Genomic DNA, 16,114 nt, shown 5'->3' with positions numbered 1-16,114 from the left:
GAGTGATTGATATGTCAAGTAGAAAAAATAATCTTCATCGTAATATTAAACAAAGTGACCATGTTCAATCTTTAGAAAAAGGGCTCAAGGTCATTCAAGTTTTTTCCGAAGATCATCCCCGTTTAACGGTCAGCCAGGCATCGAAAGAAACAGGGATCAATCGCCCAACCGTTCGAAGAATTATGTTAACACTGGAATCCCTGGGTTTTGCTACATCACAGAACGGGCATTTCTCATTAACGGCCAAAGCATTAACCCTTGGATATGCCTATTTATCTTCACAAAATGTATGGAATCTTTCCTATCCAAAAATGCAAGCTTTGGTAAAAAAAATTGGCGAATCCTGTTCGATATCTGTCCTTGATAGAACGCACATTATTTATGTTGCTCGGGTACCGGCTAAGCGGATTATGAGTATCAATATTGATGTCGGTACGCGTCTTCCTGCATACGCAACCTCAATGGGAAGAGTTCTTTTGTCAGGTCTCGATGACAATATTTTACGGGAGTATATAAATGAAATCATATTTGAGCCAATAACAAATCAAACTGTAATAGATCAGCAGAAATTTTTAACGATCATTGACCATACTCGAAATCAAGGGTTCGCCCATGTAGAAAATCAGTTAGAGCAAGGACTACGGTCATTGGCTGTGCCACTTAAAAATCAAAATGGGGAAATGGTTGCTGCAATCAACTGTTCCGTTCATGCTGGGAGAGTTAGTGAGAATGAACTGTTAAAGGACTTCCTTCCACTTCTTCGCAAAACAGCTGAAGATATATCAAGTGATATTAAAACCCATAAAATGTAAATATTTTATCATATTAAATTCACATTAATGATAGTCAACAAGTGCATGCACATTCACATGATTTTCAAGTTGTTGCAACATTGTTTCAGCCTCATCCCAGGTATGAATAGTTGCTCCAGCAGAAAGAAAGTGCCCTCCACCGCCATATTGTTGTGCAACCTGATCAATAGGTATCTTTTTGGATCGAATCCTAACTTTTATGTGGTCTTTTTCATCAATAAAGAATGTCCAAGCTTTTATTCCATCTACATCGGAAAAAATATTAATTATGTGAGTAACTTCATTAGGCATTACCTTATATTTTTCCAAAATATTATTTCTAATCTTGATATAACCGACACCAGATTTTGATATATGAAAATGTTGAAGAATATATCCCTTCAAACGGGTTAAATTTAAATTGCATTTATATATATCAGTATAAAGATCTTCTATCGAAAAATCCCATTTTTGCAGTTCATTGACAATGGAAAATGTTTTATTTGTAGTATTATTAAATAAAAGCCTTCCAGTATCCCCTATAATACCGGCATATATTAATCGTGCTGCTTCATTTGTCAGTAACAAGCCGTTTTTGCCATTATTGAATAAATCATAGATCATTTCACTTGTAGAACTTGCGGATACATCAGTCCAATTTAGATCACCGTACGGCACAACATTGGGATGATGGTCGATTTTTAGTATAAAATCACCTTTTTTATAACGTTTATCGCTAATACGACTTTCGCAATCCGTATCGCAAATAATAATTAACGATCCATTATACTCACTGTCTGATATATCATCCATACGTTTTACGAACTTTAATGATTTATCCTCTTCACCAACAATATAGATATTTTTGTTTGGAAAGCTTATTTTTAAAATTTCTGCCAGAGCCCCCTGTGACCCTAGCGCATCTAGATCAGGATGTATATGACGATGAATGATAACAGTATTATACCCTCTAATAATATCAAGAACTTCTTGTACCATGTTTATCATTCTCCTATTAATTGCCATATATTCCAAAACTGATACTTTAAAGTTTTATTTTTTATGGGTTCAATTACTACTTTTCCGATGGTATAGGTTTATGAAAATATATGGACTGGTATACATAATAACTCCCATATATCGATAATATTAATCTGTCTATACGACCTTTGAAGTAACACCTTTATACGAGGGGAAGTAGTAATCCTGTAAACTTATTTTTAATCCACCTTTTCCAAATTTACGTTTTTCATTTTTCTTCTCATATTGATTTTCAACAAACTCCAAGAACCTCAAAATTTCTTTTCTTCTCTCTATAATATCCTCAATTCCTTGATCGTAAAACCATTCATCTATTGTGTTATAAATCCCTCTGTTAACTCCATACTTTTCTAGACAAAATTGCATAAAAGGTAAATCTGCTATATGAATTATTTTTTCTGTATTCAATTTAGTCCCTCCCCCAATTGTAATTAGACATTATCCGTATACTCTTGATTTCTCAAAAATCTATTCCACTATATCTACAAGTCAGATTGGTAAATGAAAAATTTCTGAAGAAGGTCTTATTTAATTTCATTGACATAGCGAAAACCATTTTAGGAAAAAATGCTGTTTAAATACATGGTATTTAACAGTAGATCTGCAAATCCCCCGCCCCCACATTTCGCATAATATAGGTTCTATGAAGAGAGCGGGATAAATAAGAGTCTTATTGAGAGAAAATCAATCTTCTAATCGATGATTTAACCATCGCCTAGTCTTTATAGAAATAAACAAGTCTGAAAGTTGAACTGCTCTATATAAGCGTTTTTAATAAAAAAATTTTCTGTACCTATTTTTCTAAAAGGAAGAATGGACGTCCTATTGAAGCTTCCAATCGAAAATAACGATCCAGACCGGTTGACCGAAAAGCATGCGTCATATCCGTAACCACTTGTAAATTAGGTACATTATAAAGGAAACATGCGTGCCAATTTGCAGGTCCAGCCTGACCGGCTGTTAAAATATCTCTATCAAAAGTCGCTAGTAATTCTGATCCGTTTTGATTCCATTCATCCAAGATTCCATTAAGTTTTGGCAATATCTCTTTTTCTTTTTCTTCTTGCGTTGTATCAAAAAAACCAGTGGATTCAAACGTAAAAAATACCCTCAACAATTCTGGAACTTTCGGTGTGTCATGTTTAACTTCACTCATTTTTTTCATCTCCCTTGTTTATAATTTAACGCATTAATAAACCGCCATTTATATCAAATGTTGCACCTGTAATGTAACTCGCAGAAGGTGAAGAAAGATATAATACCATATCAGAAACATCTTCAGAGTCACCAAAACGCTTAACAGGAATACTTTCTTTCATTTTATTTAATTTCTCAGGGTCCATATTGTCCATTTCAGGTGTTTCAATGGCTGCCGGTGTTATGGCATTAACAGTGATTCCTTGATCTGCTAAAGATCGAGCAAAAACTTTTGTTAGTGTAATTTGCCCCGCTTTGGAAGCAGAGTAATGTGCGCCAGATGTTAAAGGACCAAATTGTCCTCCGAAAGAAGAAACGTTGATAATCCTCCCTCTTTGTTGCTGCTTCATCGTATTTACTACGGCTTGTGATATGAAAAACGTGCCGCCCAAATTAACTGATATAATCAGGTTCCACTCTTCTTCAGTAATCTCTTCTAAAGGAGTTTCTTTACGAATAGCAGCATTATTCACCAATACATCAATTCTTCCCCATTGGTGCAAGATAGTACTAACACCTTCTTTAACAGACTGTTTATCTGATACATCTGTTAGTAAAAAAAGTGTTTTTGTGTCATCTTGATACAAATTTTTCACTGTATTTAACAAACGTTCATTGTTATCAATAAATGCAACATTTAATCCCTCCTTTAAAAATTTCTTAGCGATAGAAAGTCCGATGCCTTGACCAGCCCCTGTTACTATTGCGACCTTATTGGAACCATTTTTTTTACAAATTAGTTACTCCCTCCTCTTTGCATTTTAGTTGTTTACTTGTGTCTCCGGTAAATGTTGTAGCTGCCCGCGGAAAAAAATTAGCGGATCTTTTTGATCATCATATACGACATCCTTCACGTTTCCCGTAATTATATAATGGTCTCCTGCTTCTATAATAGCTGCTACATCACACTCTATTGTTGCTAGGTTACCGTCTAATACAGGGACACCATCTTTTGATACAGTGTAAGAAATATCCTTGAATTTTTCATCAGATTTTTTGGAAAACCATAAACCATCTTCCTTTTGCTCTTTGGTCAAAATATTAATTACAAAAGGATGGTTAGGCTTGAAGGCATGAAGACTAGTAGCCTTTTTGTCTATACATACAAGAATTATAGGCGGGTCCATTGAGACAGATGAAAAGGCATTGGCTGTAAATCCTAGAAATTCATATTCACTCTTTGTGGATACAACTGTTACTCCGGTAGAAAAATGACCAAGAGTGTTTCGAAACGCTTGGAAATCCATAAAATTCCTCCTCTAAAATACTTAAAGCTTTATCTCTTCATAAACTAACAATATGCTTAGAGCTATCTGCATCTCAAACCGATCATTCGATAGAGATAAGTCAGTAGAAGAAAGATGTTGAATTTTGTAAATCCGGTATCTCATGCCGCTAATTGACAGTGCCAATTCACGTGCAGTTTTATGCAAATTGAATTCTTTTTGTGAGTAATGATATAGTGTTTTAAGAAGTTCTGAATCTTTCTTTTTATCATAATCTAGAATGGGCTGCAATTTTTTCTTCGAAAAATTTTTCAATTCTTCAGGTTCTCTCGCATTAAGGAATAATGATAAATAACCCATTTCATTAGCTTCTACAACACGAGATGAAGAAAATTTCATTTTACTAATTTCAATCGCTTTTTTTACTTCTTGTTGATTTTTATAGAAGTCTGATAAATCTCTAACCTCGTTACTAATTCCTATAAATAAACTGCGCCCCGGAGTTTCTAGTTGTTTTAAAATACGTTCTCCAAAATTCCTTACAGTATCGAATCCACCTTTTATTACTTCGTTTTTTGGGATTATAACTTGGCTGGAGTTTGACTTTAGCGACATAAGCATGTACGGATCGCTACTTTTCTTTTGAGAGATGACATTCGTTATTTTGTTGCGAATATCAAAGTACTCTTCACTAATGATTGTTTTATTATTATTTTCAAGGTTAGTAAAATCTATATCAAGTATATAGTGAGGAGTTTTTAAATTATAACCTAGAAGAGAAAAACGATTTTCAATCTCTGCTAAATCTGCTTCTTTATTGTGCAATAATTCCTCAAGTAATTCTCCAGTGATCCGTTGCTCTGTTTCAATAGCGACTCTCTCATTCTGTATATATAGTGAAGCAACTGTTGCTATTCGTTCAAGAAGATCCTTATTAAAAGCGTTGTTTTCCAGGTTTACGGTGATGTATCCAAAAATTTGATTGTTAATTCTAATTGGAACGGATAATAAGTTAAATACTCTGTTATGAACAACGCTTTGGTGGGAAAAAGAATTCATGTTATTTTTCTGTACATTTTTTACTGTCATATGAAAGCGTATATCGCTCGTATTTTCTTTATCAAATGATTCCTTTTGATTACCGCTATAATAGAAAATTTCCTTTAAATTTTTATCTTCTATATGGACATAACAATTTAAAGTATCTCCTACTATTTTCGCAAATTTGTCAAAACCTTCGCCCTGAAGCATAGCCTGATTCAATTTCTGACTTAATGAATAACCAGTTTCAAATCTTTCTTTTTGTTGTTCCACTCTTTGATACATTTGATCAAGCTCATCAGACATATTTAAATCATCATAGTAAAATAGTTCTTCTGATATTTCTTCTCCCCATTCTTCCACGGTCTTCCCTACATAACCGCAGGAATCATCGCCTTTACCCTTGCATCTAATTTCTTTAAAAATTATCATTTTCCCGAAACATGTACTTGTGTATCCGCTTGCATATCCAGTTAAAAAATAACAAATGGGCTCGTAATGTTCAGAAAAGTGATCTAAATGTTGAGATGCCTCATAGGAATTTAACCAATTCCCAGAAACATTAAATACTCCCTTACTCATATCTACTTTGAAATGATCAGGATAAGAAAATACTCTACCCGTTAAATTATGCACTTGGGTGCCTGCTATGAGCCACTCAGTATCATCTTCCCAATCAATAAGGTCCTTTAAGATGATTGCTTCATGTTTCCCGCACTCGTATCCATATCTAACTAAAAATCTTTTTGCTCTTTGAACTCCTAAAGCATTAATTAAGTCTCTACGTAACACCCCCCATGCACTTGTACTTGATAATGTTAGGTTTAAATTTTTAAATGTATTCGATGACTTTTCCGAAATGTCCATTATTCGATCTAACGTAAGATCTCTTGCTAACATCCCTCTTCCTCCTTTGGCTTTATTTTATCTAATGAACATTTACGGTGCCAACAGAAGTGTGCCTTGATGGTTATGTGTTCAATGTTTTTACAAGTACAATTTCAGGAAAATATCTGTAACTGCAGCCTGACCAGCAAACTCATAGGGTTATCCAAGGGAAGTAAGTGAGAAAAAGTTCTAAATCGTATATTATTGGTGCGTTGGGCTGCAACTGCAAATAGTGCCATTAGATTAGTGGAAATTGAAAACTCTTCAAACCAATGATTTTCTAGTTTGTACTAATTCCTCGTTTGTCTGCGTGTTCAATTTGTTCTAATGCTTCCTGATACACTTAGGGAAGTTCCTTACGACTTTGTTGAGGGTTTTGCATTTCTATATAAATACCAAGATTTTTTAAACCCTCCGATTTAATTCGTGTTCATTTTCTTTTTATTATTAAATTGTTGATAATAATGATAATGCAGAAGCACTGAACGAACAATACATTTTTATGTTCAATATTATCGATTTTTCCAACTTATCCATACTAATTTATATCGAAAACAGTGTGACAATCATGTTAGTACTTGGATCAAGTACTCTTATTGTGATAAAGTTCATTTCAGTTTAACCCCATGTCATGGAGGTGTAAAAAATGATATCTTCAATCACGAATGCTATAAGAATTATGAATTGTTTTTCCATAAAATCAGCTGAGCTAGGTGTTTCTGAATTAGCCGATTTACTTAAGATGAACAAAAGCACTGTTCACCATGCAGTAAAATCTCTATACGAAGAAGGTGTTCTCATTCGAACAAAAAATAGAAAATACCGCCTGGGATCAAAAATTTTAAGTTGGGGGGAGGTGGTTTCCTATCAATATCAGCCATATTTTGACGCATTACCTTATTTAAATGATTTGGTTAATAAAACTAATGAAGTAGCGCATTTAGCGGTGGAAGAAAATGAGGATGTTAGTTACTTGATTAAGGTAGAGCCAAAAGTTCCTCTTAAAATACAAACATCAGTTGGTTCACGAAAACCATTATTTTGTACTGCTGTTGGAAAAGTACTACTGTCTAATTCCTTTACAGATAATGATATTTATAAACTAGAGTTAAAAAAAATAACGCAAAATACTATAACATCTCATGAAAGCCTTATTCAAGAGATGAGAAAAATAAGGGAACAAGACTACGCTATAGATGATCAAGAGTATGAAGATGGTCTGTTCTGTATATCGTCGCCAGTCAGAGACTTCATGGGTGAAGTTATTTGTGCCATTAGCATATCGGGTCCTGAGGTTCGCATTAAAAAAGAAAAGGACAACTACATTAATTATGTCCTTAAAATAGCAAGGGAAATTTCAGCTAATTGTGATTTTTAAGGTAAGCATCAATTAATCCCCACATGATATTTAGCGGGGATTATTAACGTTCACTGTGCTACAGCAACTATCCACATTCAGGATAAAGATTAACCGTTAATTAGCAAAAACTGAACGACTACCGGCTAAAGTCGGTAGGTTCCTTTCACGGCTGAAAGCCCACTATTCCGGCTAAAGCCGGCTAAAAGACCTTTGGCTGAAAGCCAACTGAAGTTTCCGACTGAAACTCGGCAACATTGTCGGATCAATTCCCTTGTTCGATGTGCAATTTCACCACGTAACACATGATACCTATACTTCGTGGCCCATACAATGTGATATTTGATGTCATAGACGGAGTGGCTACCCGTACGATAATCGACCATAGGCTTCACCTCTTCCTTAGCGTAGAAGTGAACCATGGGTCTGTCAACGTGCTGAAAGCTAACCGGCTAAAGCCGGTGGATTTAGACCTGTCACATTGAAATTAAAATTGAGCTTCCACCGATTTGGGGCCTTGGGACAAAAGATCAGAATCTCCAATCGTTTCGGACTGGAGAGACTTTCCCCTATTCTTACGAATTTTTGATATAATAAATCCTATTTTCAAATTTATTAGTACAGCCGGAAAATTACTATCTGGTTTCCATCCTACATACCTATCTTGGCTATTTGTCAACGAACCCCGGTATGAGAGATTACCAATTGGATCAACGAAATGAAACGCACTCCTAGCGAATCTTATCCTGATGATATCCCTATTTGGCACGTTCAATGAGTTATTTGAACAAAAATTGAAGAAAAAGATAGGACTAAAAAGAACAAAAAATAGCCAGACACAGGCGCGTTGATTTACCATTAAATTCCATAAAATTACTTACGTAGGTGTCATGTTCTTCCTGTCATCTAGAAATTGAGCTAAGGTGTCTTTGACTTCCAATGGAGATGTACCAAGGATCAATTCCCGTGCAAATTGAATGAACGTACGCCGGGTCATCCGCCATACAGGTGCCAGCTGGTTGTATAAAAATCGCAGGACCATATAAACCATGATGGCGCAAAATAATTGCCCATAGACCGCATTCGGCGTCGTTCCAAAGAAGTGATTCAGATTCAAGTGTTGTTTGAGAAAGCGGTGAAAAAGCTCGATCTGCCAGCGTGCCTTATAGAGATCGGCGATATCTTCGGCAAAAAGGGTGCTGAGGTTTGTGGCCACCCGAAGGGTATTCCCTTCATCATCATAAAAACAAACGATACGAAACCGGTGATTGGACTGCTTCTTCCCTTTCCCTATTTTCGCTGAATAATCATCGAAAACTCTGGAATGTTCAGACGTTACACGTGGGATAGGCTCCCGCTCTTCGGTATAGATGGACGTTTTCAAGCGGATCACAAAGCCTTTGTCCTCGTCTTCAAGGTTATCGAAATCACGGATGGTGGCATAGGCGCGGTCTCGAACAGATGTGATCAATTGGTGCGAAAATGAATGAGCAACAGCCGCATCATGCGTCAATCCTTTGGAAGCCTCCACTTGGATCGGAAGCAGCGTATCCACACGGAAAAATGTATGCATTTTAACGCCGTTACGTTTCCCGTGATAAGGCGCCCATGGGAGCCGATTTTCGCCTACGGTCATCGTCGTTGAATCCAGCGCTGCCAACGAAACCGGCAAGTCCATGGAACGACGAGTTTCCCGATTGAAACGGGAACCTAAAAGCTCCAGTATCTCTTTGACGGCTTCATAAGGAAGGATGCTAGCTTTTGTCGATAACGTCGTGTGATCAACGGCTTTGAGGCTCGGATCAATTTTGAGCTTGTTCTCGCTTTCACGGTAATTTTGCCATTGTTCACTTGACGCCAATAGCCAAAAGAAAATTTGATCGGTTCCCAGCCATTTTCGCCCGACTTCTTGGTAATCATGTGAACGAAGAATGTTCTCGATTTCTTCCATCGACACGAAGGATTTAAAAACCTTTAAAAGTGTGTTAGATTGTCCCATGAAGGCATCACTCCTTTGGTAGGGTTTACCTTTATGGTCATAGTGATGCCTTCATTTTTTTAAGTCATTTGCTTGGATAATTTTGGCTAATCAACGCGCCTGAGCCAGACAGATAAAGTCGAGCTTATCAAACGGCGGTTGGGACTCATATATGGTGATTCTCTTTTTCGGCTTTTGTTTTTGAGTAGCATATCTTAAGCGTTTCTGCGGAATTTGGATTGATCGAGATTCAGATGCATTAAAGCGACAGCAGCACCTCCCACGAAGCAAACCACCCTATTGTAGCGTTGGGTAGGACAGTACCCGAGAGAAGTGCTGTAACGACCTATCATCTCTATCTGTTTACGGCTGCGAACATCCCCGATTATCGTTGTATCCACGTCTGCACTCGGCTTTCCGTATGAAGTGTGGTCGCGCGGTTAAATTCAACCAACGCTACACCTTAGGATCAATGGATCGTAAACTTCTGGATGCCACTTACGATAAGCCTGGGCATCGATTTGAACAATCGAAACAAAGTGAACAAAGCAACTAGCAACGATATTTAGATTTCACTAAGGACATTCCCAGCTGTCCGAAGACAATGAAATAAAACCGAATTGAGTTGACAAACCCCAGAAGCAAAGCGAACATAGAGAGGAATGGTAATATTCGGATCCCTTTGGAAGGCGTTCTTAGCTACCTTGCCGGCAAAGAAGTGAAATCAAATAGTTTGACAAATCCAGAACGATGTATTTGATCTTGCGGATGTTCGGACGCGACAATATGTCGAACCTATCTTACGAAACCACGTGACAATCTACATTTGTCTTCAAAAACACCACGTTACTCTCAAACGTGGAAAGACCTCTACAAACATTGCTCCTCAAACTAAAGTCAAACAAGCATTTAGAGGAATGAAAAATTTATCAACCGGAAGCTGGTCGGCACTATTTTACGATAATGGGTTATACTCGCATTTACCAGTATTATCGTCAACACAAAAATTCTGGTTCGGAGTCAATAAGAAGTCTGGAAAACTTGAAATGACCCTCTACACTTGCGATGCTATAAAAACTCCAAATTCAGTATTTATCCTAGAATCCCGCCGACTCATAACGAGTCTACTTTCTCGTGTTTATGCGGGGTTAAGCCCTCCTCGTTGTGCATTTCCGAGAATCCAGGATTTATGCCTTTGAAAATTGTTTGTTGTCTTTTTAATTTTTGTGCGACACTCTTATGGCTATTATCCCTTTGCCCTCTTTCTCGACTATTTACCGATTTCTAAATTTAGAGGATATAGCACAGAGCAACCTTATTCATCATAAAAATAAATTATGCTCATCGTTCCTACCCAATATCATTCTTTATTGATAATTTTTTGTTCATCTTTGTTATCAGAGCTTTCATTGTGGATATTTTTATCCCCTAGAAATCCTAGATGTTTAAGCAAATCGATAAACTTTTTAAGTGTAGTGATCTGATACTCATTAATCGTCCTTTCATCAAATGAATAAAAGCCTTTGTTAGCTTTCATACCAATTTCTCCAGCGTCCATTTTTTCTGTTATATTTTCCGGAGGCTCAAATCGATTATCTTGCAATGAATCCTTTAAATAGTTACTTGCATGAAAAAGAGTATCTGCCCCACCCCAATCAGCAAATTCCAACAATCCAAACACTGCAAATCTTAATCCAAGACCAATCCGTGATGCCTTATCGATATCTTCAATTGAGGCTACATCTTCATCAACTAGACGTGCTGCTTCATTCATTGCAAGGGCTTGAATTCTTGGCACTATAAAACCTGGAGATGGGCTACATTTTACCGGAACTTTCCCCACTTTTTCTAACAAATGAGACATCGTTTGAAAATACTCGTCACTTGTTTTACTCCCTACACTTATTTCAATAAGGGGGTGTAAATATGCAGGATTTAACCAATGAGTATTCATATACCTTTCTGGTTCAACGATGTACGAAGATAAATCATTCACCGAAAACGTTGATGTAGTTGAGGCAACCAACGCTCTTTTCGATAAAAGCGGGACCATATTGGCAAAAGCATTTCTTTTTAAGTCCAATTTTTCTGGTAAAGCCTCAAATAGTATATCCGCCTGTTTCCATAAGTCTTGTGCTTTATCATCTATAGAAATAAATTTTATTCGTTCCAAAATACCACTAACTGACTCTTTTGATACTATATCTGTTAATACTAAAACATCCAATTGATTCCAAATATCATTTAATGAGTTTGACTTTAGTTGCCTGAATTCATCGTATTCTCTTTTTTTAAGATCGATAAGAATTACGTCATAACCTTGGTATGCAAAAGTTAAAGCAATCCCTCTACCCATACGTCCTATTCCTGCAATTGCAATTAAATTTTCACTTGACTTCATGAAAACTCGTTCCTTTTTTCAATGTTTGAGTCAATTGTTTCCTTGATACATTTGAAAGTTTCATATTTTCCATAGTTCTCCCTGTCTTACGCAAATCCTCCCTAATAATACTAGAAGCAATAGCCAATAGTCCTGAAGCTGTCGGCAACTGAATATTTAACCAGTCACCAAGAGAGACGAGAAAGGCTAGGCCGCAAGAGATATCCTCTTTCATATATCGATGAGTTCTTAAGTCAAGCGATTCATACCAATCCTCACCATCGACTAGTTCAGTATGAGCACCGTCGCCATACATCCATTCATCCCCTCCCGGATTATAATGATCATCAAGTGGGAAATGAGGGCTATTATATCCTAAAGCTTCTCGAAGTTTGATCCTCTCTTTATCCAAAGATTTATGCACATTTCGAATTGACTGCTGCGTTCCTTCATCATGGATATCCCATTTGTCAAAATGTTCAATAGGTCCAGCATTCATTAAGATAAGAGGGGGGTGAATAATCGGACCTGCATTCATCAATGCACCATCAAGAGCATCTTGCAGGGTCTCTACAGCTGGATATGCTTCGTTTAATACCTCAAAGGCATATCCAGATTGCTCACTCGGAAATATACCAGTCGGAAGTCGAGTTGCTCGTCCAGAGATTGAAACGGTTTTTTCATCATGCTTTCTCGCCAAATAAGGGAGGGTCCCGGTTTCGGCAAATATAACACTTGCTCTACATCCCTCTTCCGATAAACTTCTAGACATTAGATAACTTCCAAACGTACCAGGAGGTAAAAATACAACTTGATTATCTTCAAGAAGAGGCGCCAACTCTTTAACCAATGATGGCTGTGCAAAGGCTGGCAAAGGGATGACAATAAGCTTAGCCCCTCGTATTGCTTTTTCTAAATCATCTGTAGCTAAACTAAGGGATATCGTACGAACACTATTAGCATCCTTCACTTGAATAGATTGATTATTTAAAACATCTTTAAATAAATCTTGGTTTCTCCTCCAAAAACGAACCTCATGCCCCTTTTCCGTTAAATCTACTGCTGCCGCGTAACTTCCATTACCTCCGCCTAAAACTGCAATTTCCATACTATCCTTCCTCTCAAAGTTATTCTGAATATTTTTCGATAAGTTCGTATAATCGCTCTTGAAACTCCTCACCAGGTAGGCCTTGTTCCTCCGCTCTCCTTACGCGGTCTTCTTGCATCCCTTCTATAGCGTTGTCCCATCTCTCCTCTTCTCCATCATCTAATGAAAGAATCTCTACACCTTCTGATTCTTCGCCCCACTCCATGGCTTCTTCTATATGACCGTCCAAGTATTGACCAGTGAATAGACTCATTTCCTTGTTCAGTTCATCTATCACCTCCTTCGTATCATCAGGAAGTTCTTCCCATACCTGTTGATTCATTACTACAACAAAGATAGTAATTGTAAGAGGATAATCCGTAACATAGCCAGCCTGGTTGGCAAGATTCATATCCATTAATATTTCTCTTGAGGAAACATTGCCATCAATCACTCGTGTTTGCATGGATTCCGGAACCTGATCTTGGGGCAATCCTACAGGAGATGCTCCCAAGTCCTCCAAAACTGATGATACACCTCCTGAAATTCTTAATTGTTCTCCTTCAATATCTTCTAAGCTAGAAATAGGGTTTATACTTTGAATATAAGAAGGATCAGTGGCAAAAGAAGTCACAACTTTAAAGTCCTCCAGAGAATCGGGAGAAAATTCTTCAATTAAATCATTCACCACTTGACTGGAAATCTCTGCATCTTGGTATCCTGAAGGGGCTTCTGCTATTTCTAACAATGGGAAACGTCCAGGTTCATAGGTAGTGGCTGTTAGACCGATGTCTGATACTCCAGCGGAAACACCATCAAGCATATTGCTCGCCTCTAGTAATGATCCTCCTACAAATGGATCTACCTCAACTTGACCATCTGTCCTTAATTCTAATTCCTCAGCCCATTTATTCATTTGAATGTTTGGAAATGTGCCAGGCGGAGGAAAAGTAGCGTAAGACAAATTAATAGTGCCTTCATTTGTTGAAGAATCTACTTCATTGTTGGGTGAACTACATGCACTTAACATGAGCATGATTGCTGTTATGTTCAATAACATAAAGAAAATTGACTTTTTTGCGTCTTTAACCACATTCATTGAATTCATTTTTACCATTCCTTTCTGTCCCTTTGTGTTAAATACTCCACACTTTTATATCGAGAACAAAACAATTTGTGGGAACAAAATAAGTAACCCAATAAAAATAATATAGACAATAATAAAACTTATTGTTCCCCTAAATACCGTTGTTATAGGGGTGTTCTGGGCTAATCCTTGAACAATAAATGCATTAACACCAACAGGAGGAGTAATAGCCCCCATGCTTGTAACAACGCAAAGAATGACAGCAAACCACAAAGGATCATAACCTAAAGCAACTACTGTTGGAAAAAAGACTGGGATAGAAACAACTAAAAATCCAAGAGCGTCCATTATCGCCCCGCCTATCAAATACACGAATAAAATCATAAGTAATATAACAATACTCGGGAAAGCCAACTGTTCTACCCATCCGGCTAAAGCATTTGGAAGTCCCGTAACTGTTAAAAAGCGACCAAATACAATTGCACCAACAACTAACATTAATACCATCGCAGTGGTTTTAAGTGAGGATGAAATAGCTATTTGAAACTTCCTAAATGTCAACCTACGTGTAACCAATGCAATCACTACTGCTCCAAATACTCCAAAGGCTCCTGACTCGGTTGGTGTAAAAAATCCCATAAAAAGTCCGCCTAAAACAAAAACAAACAAAATTGCTATAGGAAGCACACCTTTTAATGATATTAATCTCTCTTTTACGCTATGTCTTGCCCCTGCCGGACCATGTGTAGGATCTTTAAACGTTATGTATATAATATTTGCAATTAATAGGATGGTAAGGAGAATACCTGGGACAATGATCGCTAGAAATAAATCCCTGATCGATAGTTGCATTTGCAGAGCTATAATGATAAGCACAGCACTTGGAGGGAATATAATGCCTAGGGTTCCGCCTGTTGCTACACTTCCTGCGCTCAAAGACTTGCTATAATTATATTTACTCAGTTCTGGGAGCGCGATAGTAGCCATTGTAGCTGCTGTTGCTGAATTTGATCCGTTAACAGCTGAAAAACCAGCGCTTGTTAATATAGTTGTACTAGCCATTCCTCCACGGAAATGGCCAATCCATTTATAAGCTGCCTCAAATAGCTTATCGGCCATGCCAGAACGATAAATAATTTCACCCATTAATATAAAGAGAGGAATTACACTATACGAATAACTTGTAAATTGATACCAAACATCAGCCGCTAAGATGTTAAAACCAGCATCTAGGGATACAACGGCCACCACTCCTATAAATCCAATTAAGAACATCGCAAAGCTAACCGGCATCCGTAGAAACAATAAGGCAAACAAAACAAAGAGACCAATTACTGCCAATATTATATAATCCATTTAATCCATTCCCCTCCAAATCAATATCGTTTCTTTTAAGATCGCTAAAAATAAACCAACAAACCCTAGTGAACATAGCATGACAAGTGGGTAAAAAGGGAATTGTAAGGTTTCGGATAACGTATTATTATTTAATAATTGGACGCCATATAAAATAATAATCACACCAGTGATTAAGAAGAATGCCATACTTAATAAATTCATAAGCGTGTGAGTGATTTTTTTCCATGTATCTGTAAATTTGATAATTAGTAAATCAACAAATACATGCCCTTTAGACAATTGAGCATATCCGAGTGAAAATATTGCTGTTATGCCTGCGAACCATCCGACCATTTCCGGAGTACCAGGTATAGGAGCAATGTACATACGTAGGATTGCGTTAAGAACAACTAGTACAGCCATTGCCACAAGCGCAATCCCGGCTAAAACCGCCATCCCCTGGTTAATATGATCTGTCATTTTTATGATGATATTGGTTTTACTCGTTTTTTTTAAACCTTGATCACTTTCCCATATTCTCTCTTTTGTTGAAAAAGATTGTTTGTTTTCCATATGTTCACTCCCTAGAGCCCATTTTTATACTATAAAAATCAGCATAGCCTATTTTTCCTTACATCCCACACCTAGCATTATCGAATTATCTATCCATATAATTCATAAGAAAAAAAGTACGAAACCAGTT

Annotated in this window: 15 protein-coding genes and 1 pseudogene; 2 read left to right on the top strand and 14 right to left on the bottom strand. The window is 37.1% G+C overall.

The genetic code is table 11. From position 1 onward, the window contains the following. Positions 1 to 11 precede the first annotated feature (11 nt). The gene (locus HUG15_RS01420; protein ID WP_200126545.1) at positions 12 to 812 is read left to right on the top strand and encodes an IclR family transcriptional regulator domain-containing protein; all 801 of its coding nucleotides are present in this window, start codon (positions 12 to 14) and stop codon (positions 810 to 812) included. A 24-nt stretch (positions 813 to 836) separates the two neighbouring features. Here HUG15_RS01420 and HUG15_RS01415 read toward each other — a convergent pair whose 3' ends face one another. The 6 genes from HUG15_RS01415 to HUG15_RS01390 form a co-directional block, all read right to left on the bottom strand. Then, a complete protein-coding gene (locus tag HUG15_RS01415) occupies positions 837 to 1,790 on the bottom strand; it encodes a DHH family phosphoesterase (protein WP_200126544.1) in 954 nt (317 codons plus the stop codon). A gap of 159 nt (positions 1,791 to 1,949) precedes the next feature. After that, positions 1,950 to 2,240 carry a hypothetical protein gene (locus HUG15_RS01410; RefSeq protein WP_246516454.1) on the bottom strand — a complete coding sequence of 97 codons (291 nt, stop codon included), beginning with the start codon at positions 2,238 to 2,240 and terminating at the stop codon, positions 1,950 to 1,952. Between the two features lie 385 nt (positions 2,241 to 2,625). Further along, complete coding sequence (locus HUG15_RS01405) at positions 2,626 to 2,988, bottom strand: hypothetical protein (protein WP_200126543.1); 363 nt, start codon at positions 2,986 to 2,988, stop codon at positions 2,626 to 2,628. Positions 2,989 to 3,013: 25 nt separating this feature from the next. Beyond that, positions 3,014 to 3,709 (bottom strand): SDR family NAD(P)-dependent oxidoreductase, encoded by a 696-nt coding sequence (locus HUG15_RS01400; RefSeq protein WP_246516606.1) that lies wholly within the window; start codon positions 3,707 to 3,709, stop codon positions 3,014 to 3,016. Between the two features lie 81 nt (positions 3,710 to 3,790). Next, positions 3,791 to 4,276: a flavin reductase family protein gene (locus HUG15_RS01395; RefSeq protein WP_200126542.1), complete on the bottom strand. Its 486-nt coding sequence runs from the start codon at positions 4,274 to 4,276 to the stop codon at positions 3,791 to 3,793. Positions 4,277 to 4,297: 21 nt separating this feature from the next. Next, positions 4,298 to 6,196, bottom strand: coding sequence for a XylR N-terminal domain-containing protein (locus tag HUG15_RS01390; RefSeq protein ID WP_200126541.1), 1,899 nt, complete (start codon positions 6,194 to 6,196; stop codon positions 4,298 to 4,300). 634 nt (positions 6,197 to 6,830) lie between these two features. On the opposite strand from HUG15_RS01390, the gene HUG15_RS01385 reads away from it, so the two are divergent. Beyond that, the gene (locus HUG15_RS01385; RefSeq protein ID WP_200126540.1) at positions 6,831 to 7,562 is read left to right on the top strand and encodes an IclR family transcriptional regulator; all 732 of its coding nucleotides are present in this window, start codon (positions 6,831 to 6,833) and stop codon (positions 7,560 to 7,562) included. A gap of 125 nt (positions 7,563 to 7,687) precedes the next feature. Here the strand turns inward: HUG15_RS01385 and HUG15_RS23575 are convergent, their stop codons facing one another. The 8 genes and pseudogenes from HUG15_RS23575 to HUG15_RS01350 form a co-directional block, all read right to left on the bottom strand. Further along, positions 7,688 to 7,927, bottom strand: a complete 240-nt coding sequence (locus tag HUG15_RS23575) for a transposase (RefSeq protein WP_425504024.1) — start codon at positions 7,925 to 7,927, stop codon at positions 7,688 to 7,690. Positions 7,928 to 8,040: 113 nt separating this feature from the next. After that, positions 8,041 to 8,114: pseudogene (locus tag HUG15_RS23455) on the bottom strand (ArsR family transcriptional regulator); the annotation flags it as partial. Positions 8,115 to 8,418: 304 nt separating this feature from the next. Beyond that, a complete protein-coding gene (locus HUG15_RS01375; RefSeq protein ID WP_200125136.1) occupies positions 8,419 to 9,540 on the bottom strand; it encodes an IS4 family transposase in 1,122 nt (373 codons plus the stop codon). 1,339 nt (positions 9,541 to 10,879) lie between these two features. After that, positions 10,880 to 11,920 carry a 3-hydroxyacyl-CoA dehydrogenase NAD-binding domain-containing protein gene (locus tag HUG15_RS01370; protein ID WP_200126538.1) on the bottom strand — a complete coding sequence of 347 codons (1,041 nt, stop codon included), beginning with the start codon at positions 11,918 to 11,920 and terminating at the stop codon, positions 10,880 to 10,882. After that, complete coding sequence (locus HUG15_RS01365; protein WP_200126537.1) at positions 11,907 to 13,007, bottom strand: NAD/NADP octopine/nopaline dehydrogenase family protein; 1,101 nt, start codon at positions 13,005 to 13,007, stop codon at positions 11,907 to 11,909. The genes HUG15_RS01370 and HUG15_RS01365 overlap by 14 nt, the downstream gene beginning before the upstream one ends. A 19-nt stretch (positions 13,008 to 13,026) precedes the next feature. Then, positions 13,027 to 14,094 (bottom strand): TRAP transporter substrate-binding protein, encoded by a 1,068-nt coding sequence (locus tag HUG15_RS01360; protein WP_246516453.1) that lies wholly within the window; start codon positions 14,092 to 14,094, stop codon positions 13,027 to 13,029. A gap of 45 nt (positions 14,095 to 14,139) precedes the next feature. Continuing rightward, the gene (locus HUG15_RS01355; protein WP_200126533.1) at positions 14,140 to 15,429 is read right to left on the bottom strand and encodes a TRAP transporter large permease; all 1,290 of its coding nucleotides are present in this window, start codon (positions 15,427 to 15,429) and stop codon (positions 14,140 to 14,142) included. Beyond that, positions 15,430 to 15,984 (bottom strand): TRAP transporter small permease, encoded by a 555-nt coding sequence (locus HUG15_RS01350; protein WP_200126531.1) that lies wholly within the window; start codon positions 15,982 to 15,984, stop codon positions 15,430 to 15,432. Positions 15,985 to 16,114: the final 130 nt, after the last annotated feature.

It is taken from the genome of Salicibibacter cibarius, assembly GCF_016495725.1.
In the GTDB taxonomy this organism is placed as follows: Bacteria; Bacillota; Bacilli; order Bacillales; family Marinococcaceae; genus Salicibibacter; species Salicibibacter cibarius.
Note: the sequence above shows the minus strand (reverse complement) of the source record. Positions and strands in the feature narration are given on the sequence as shown.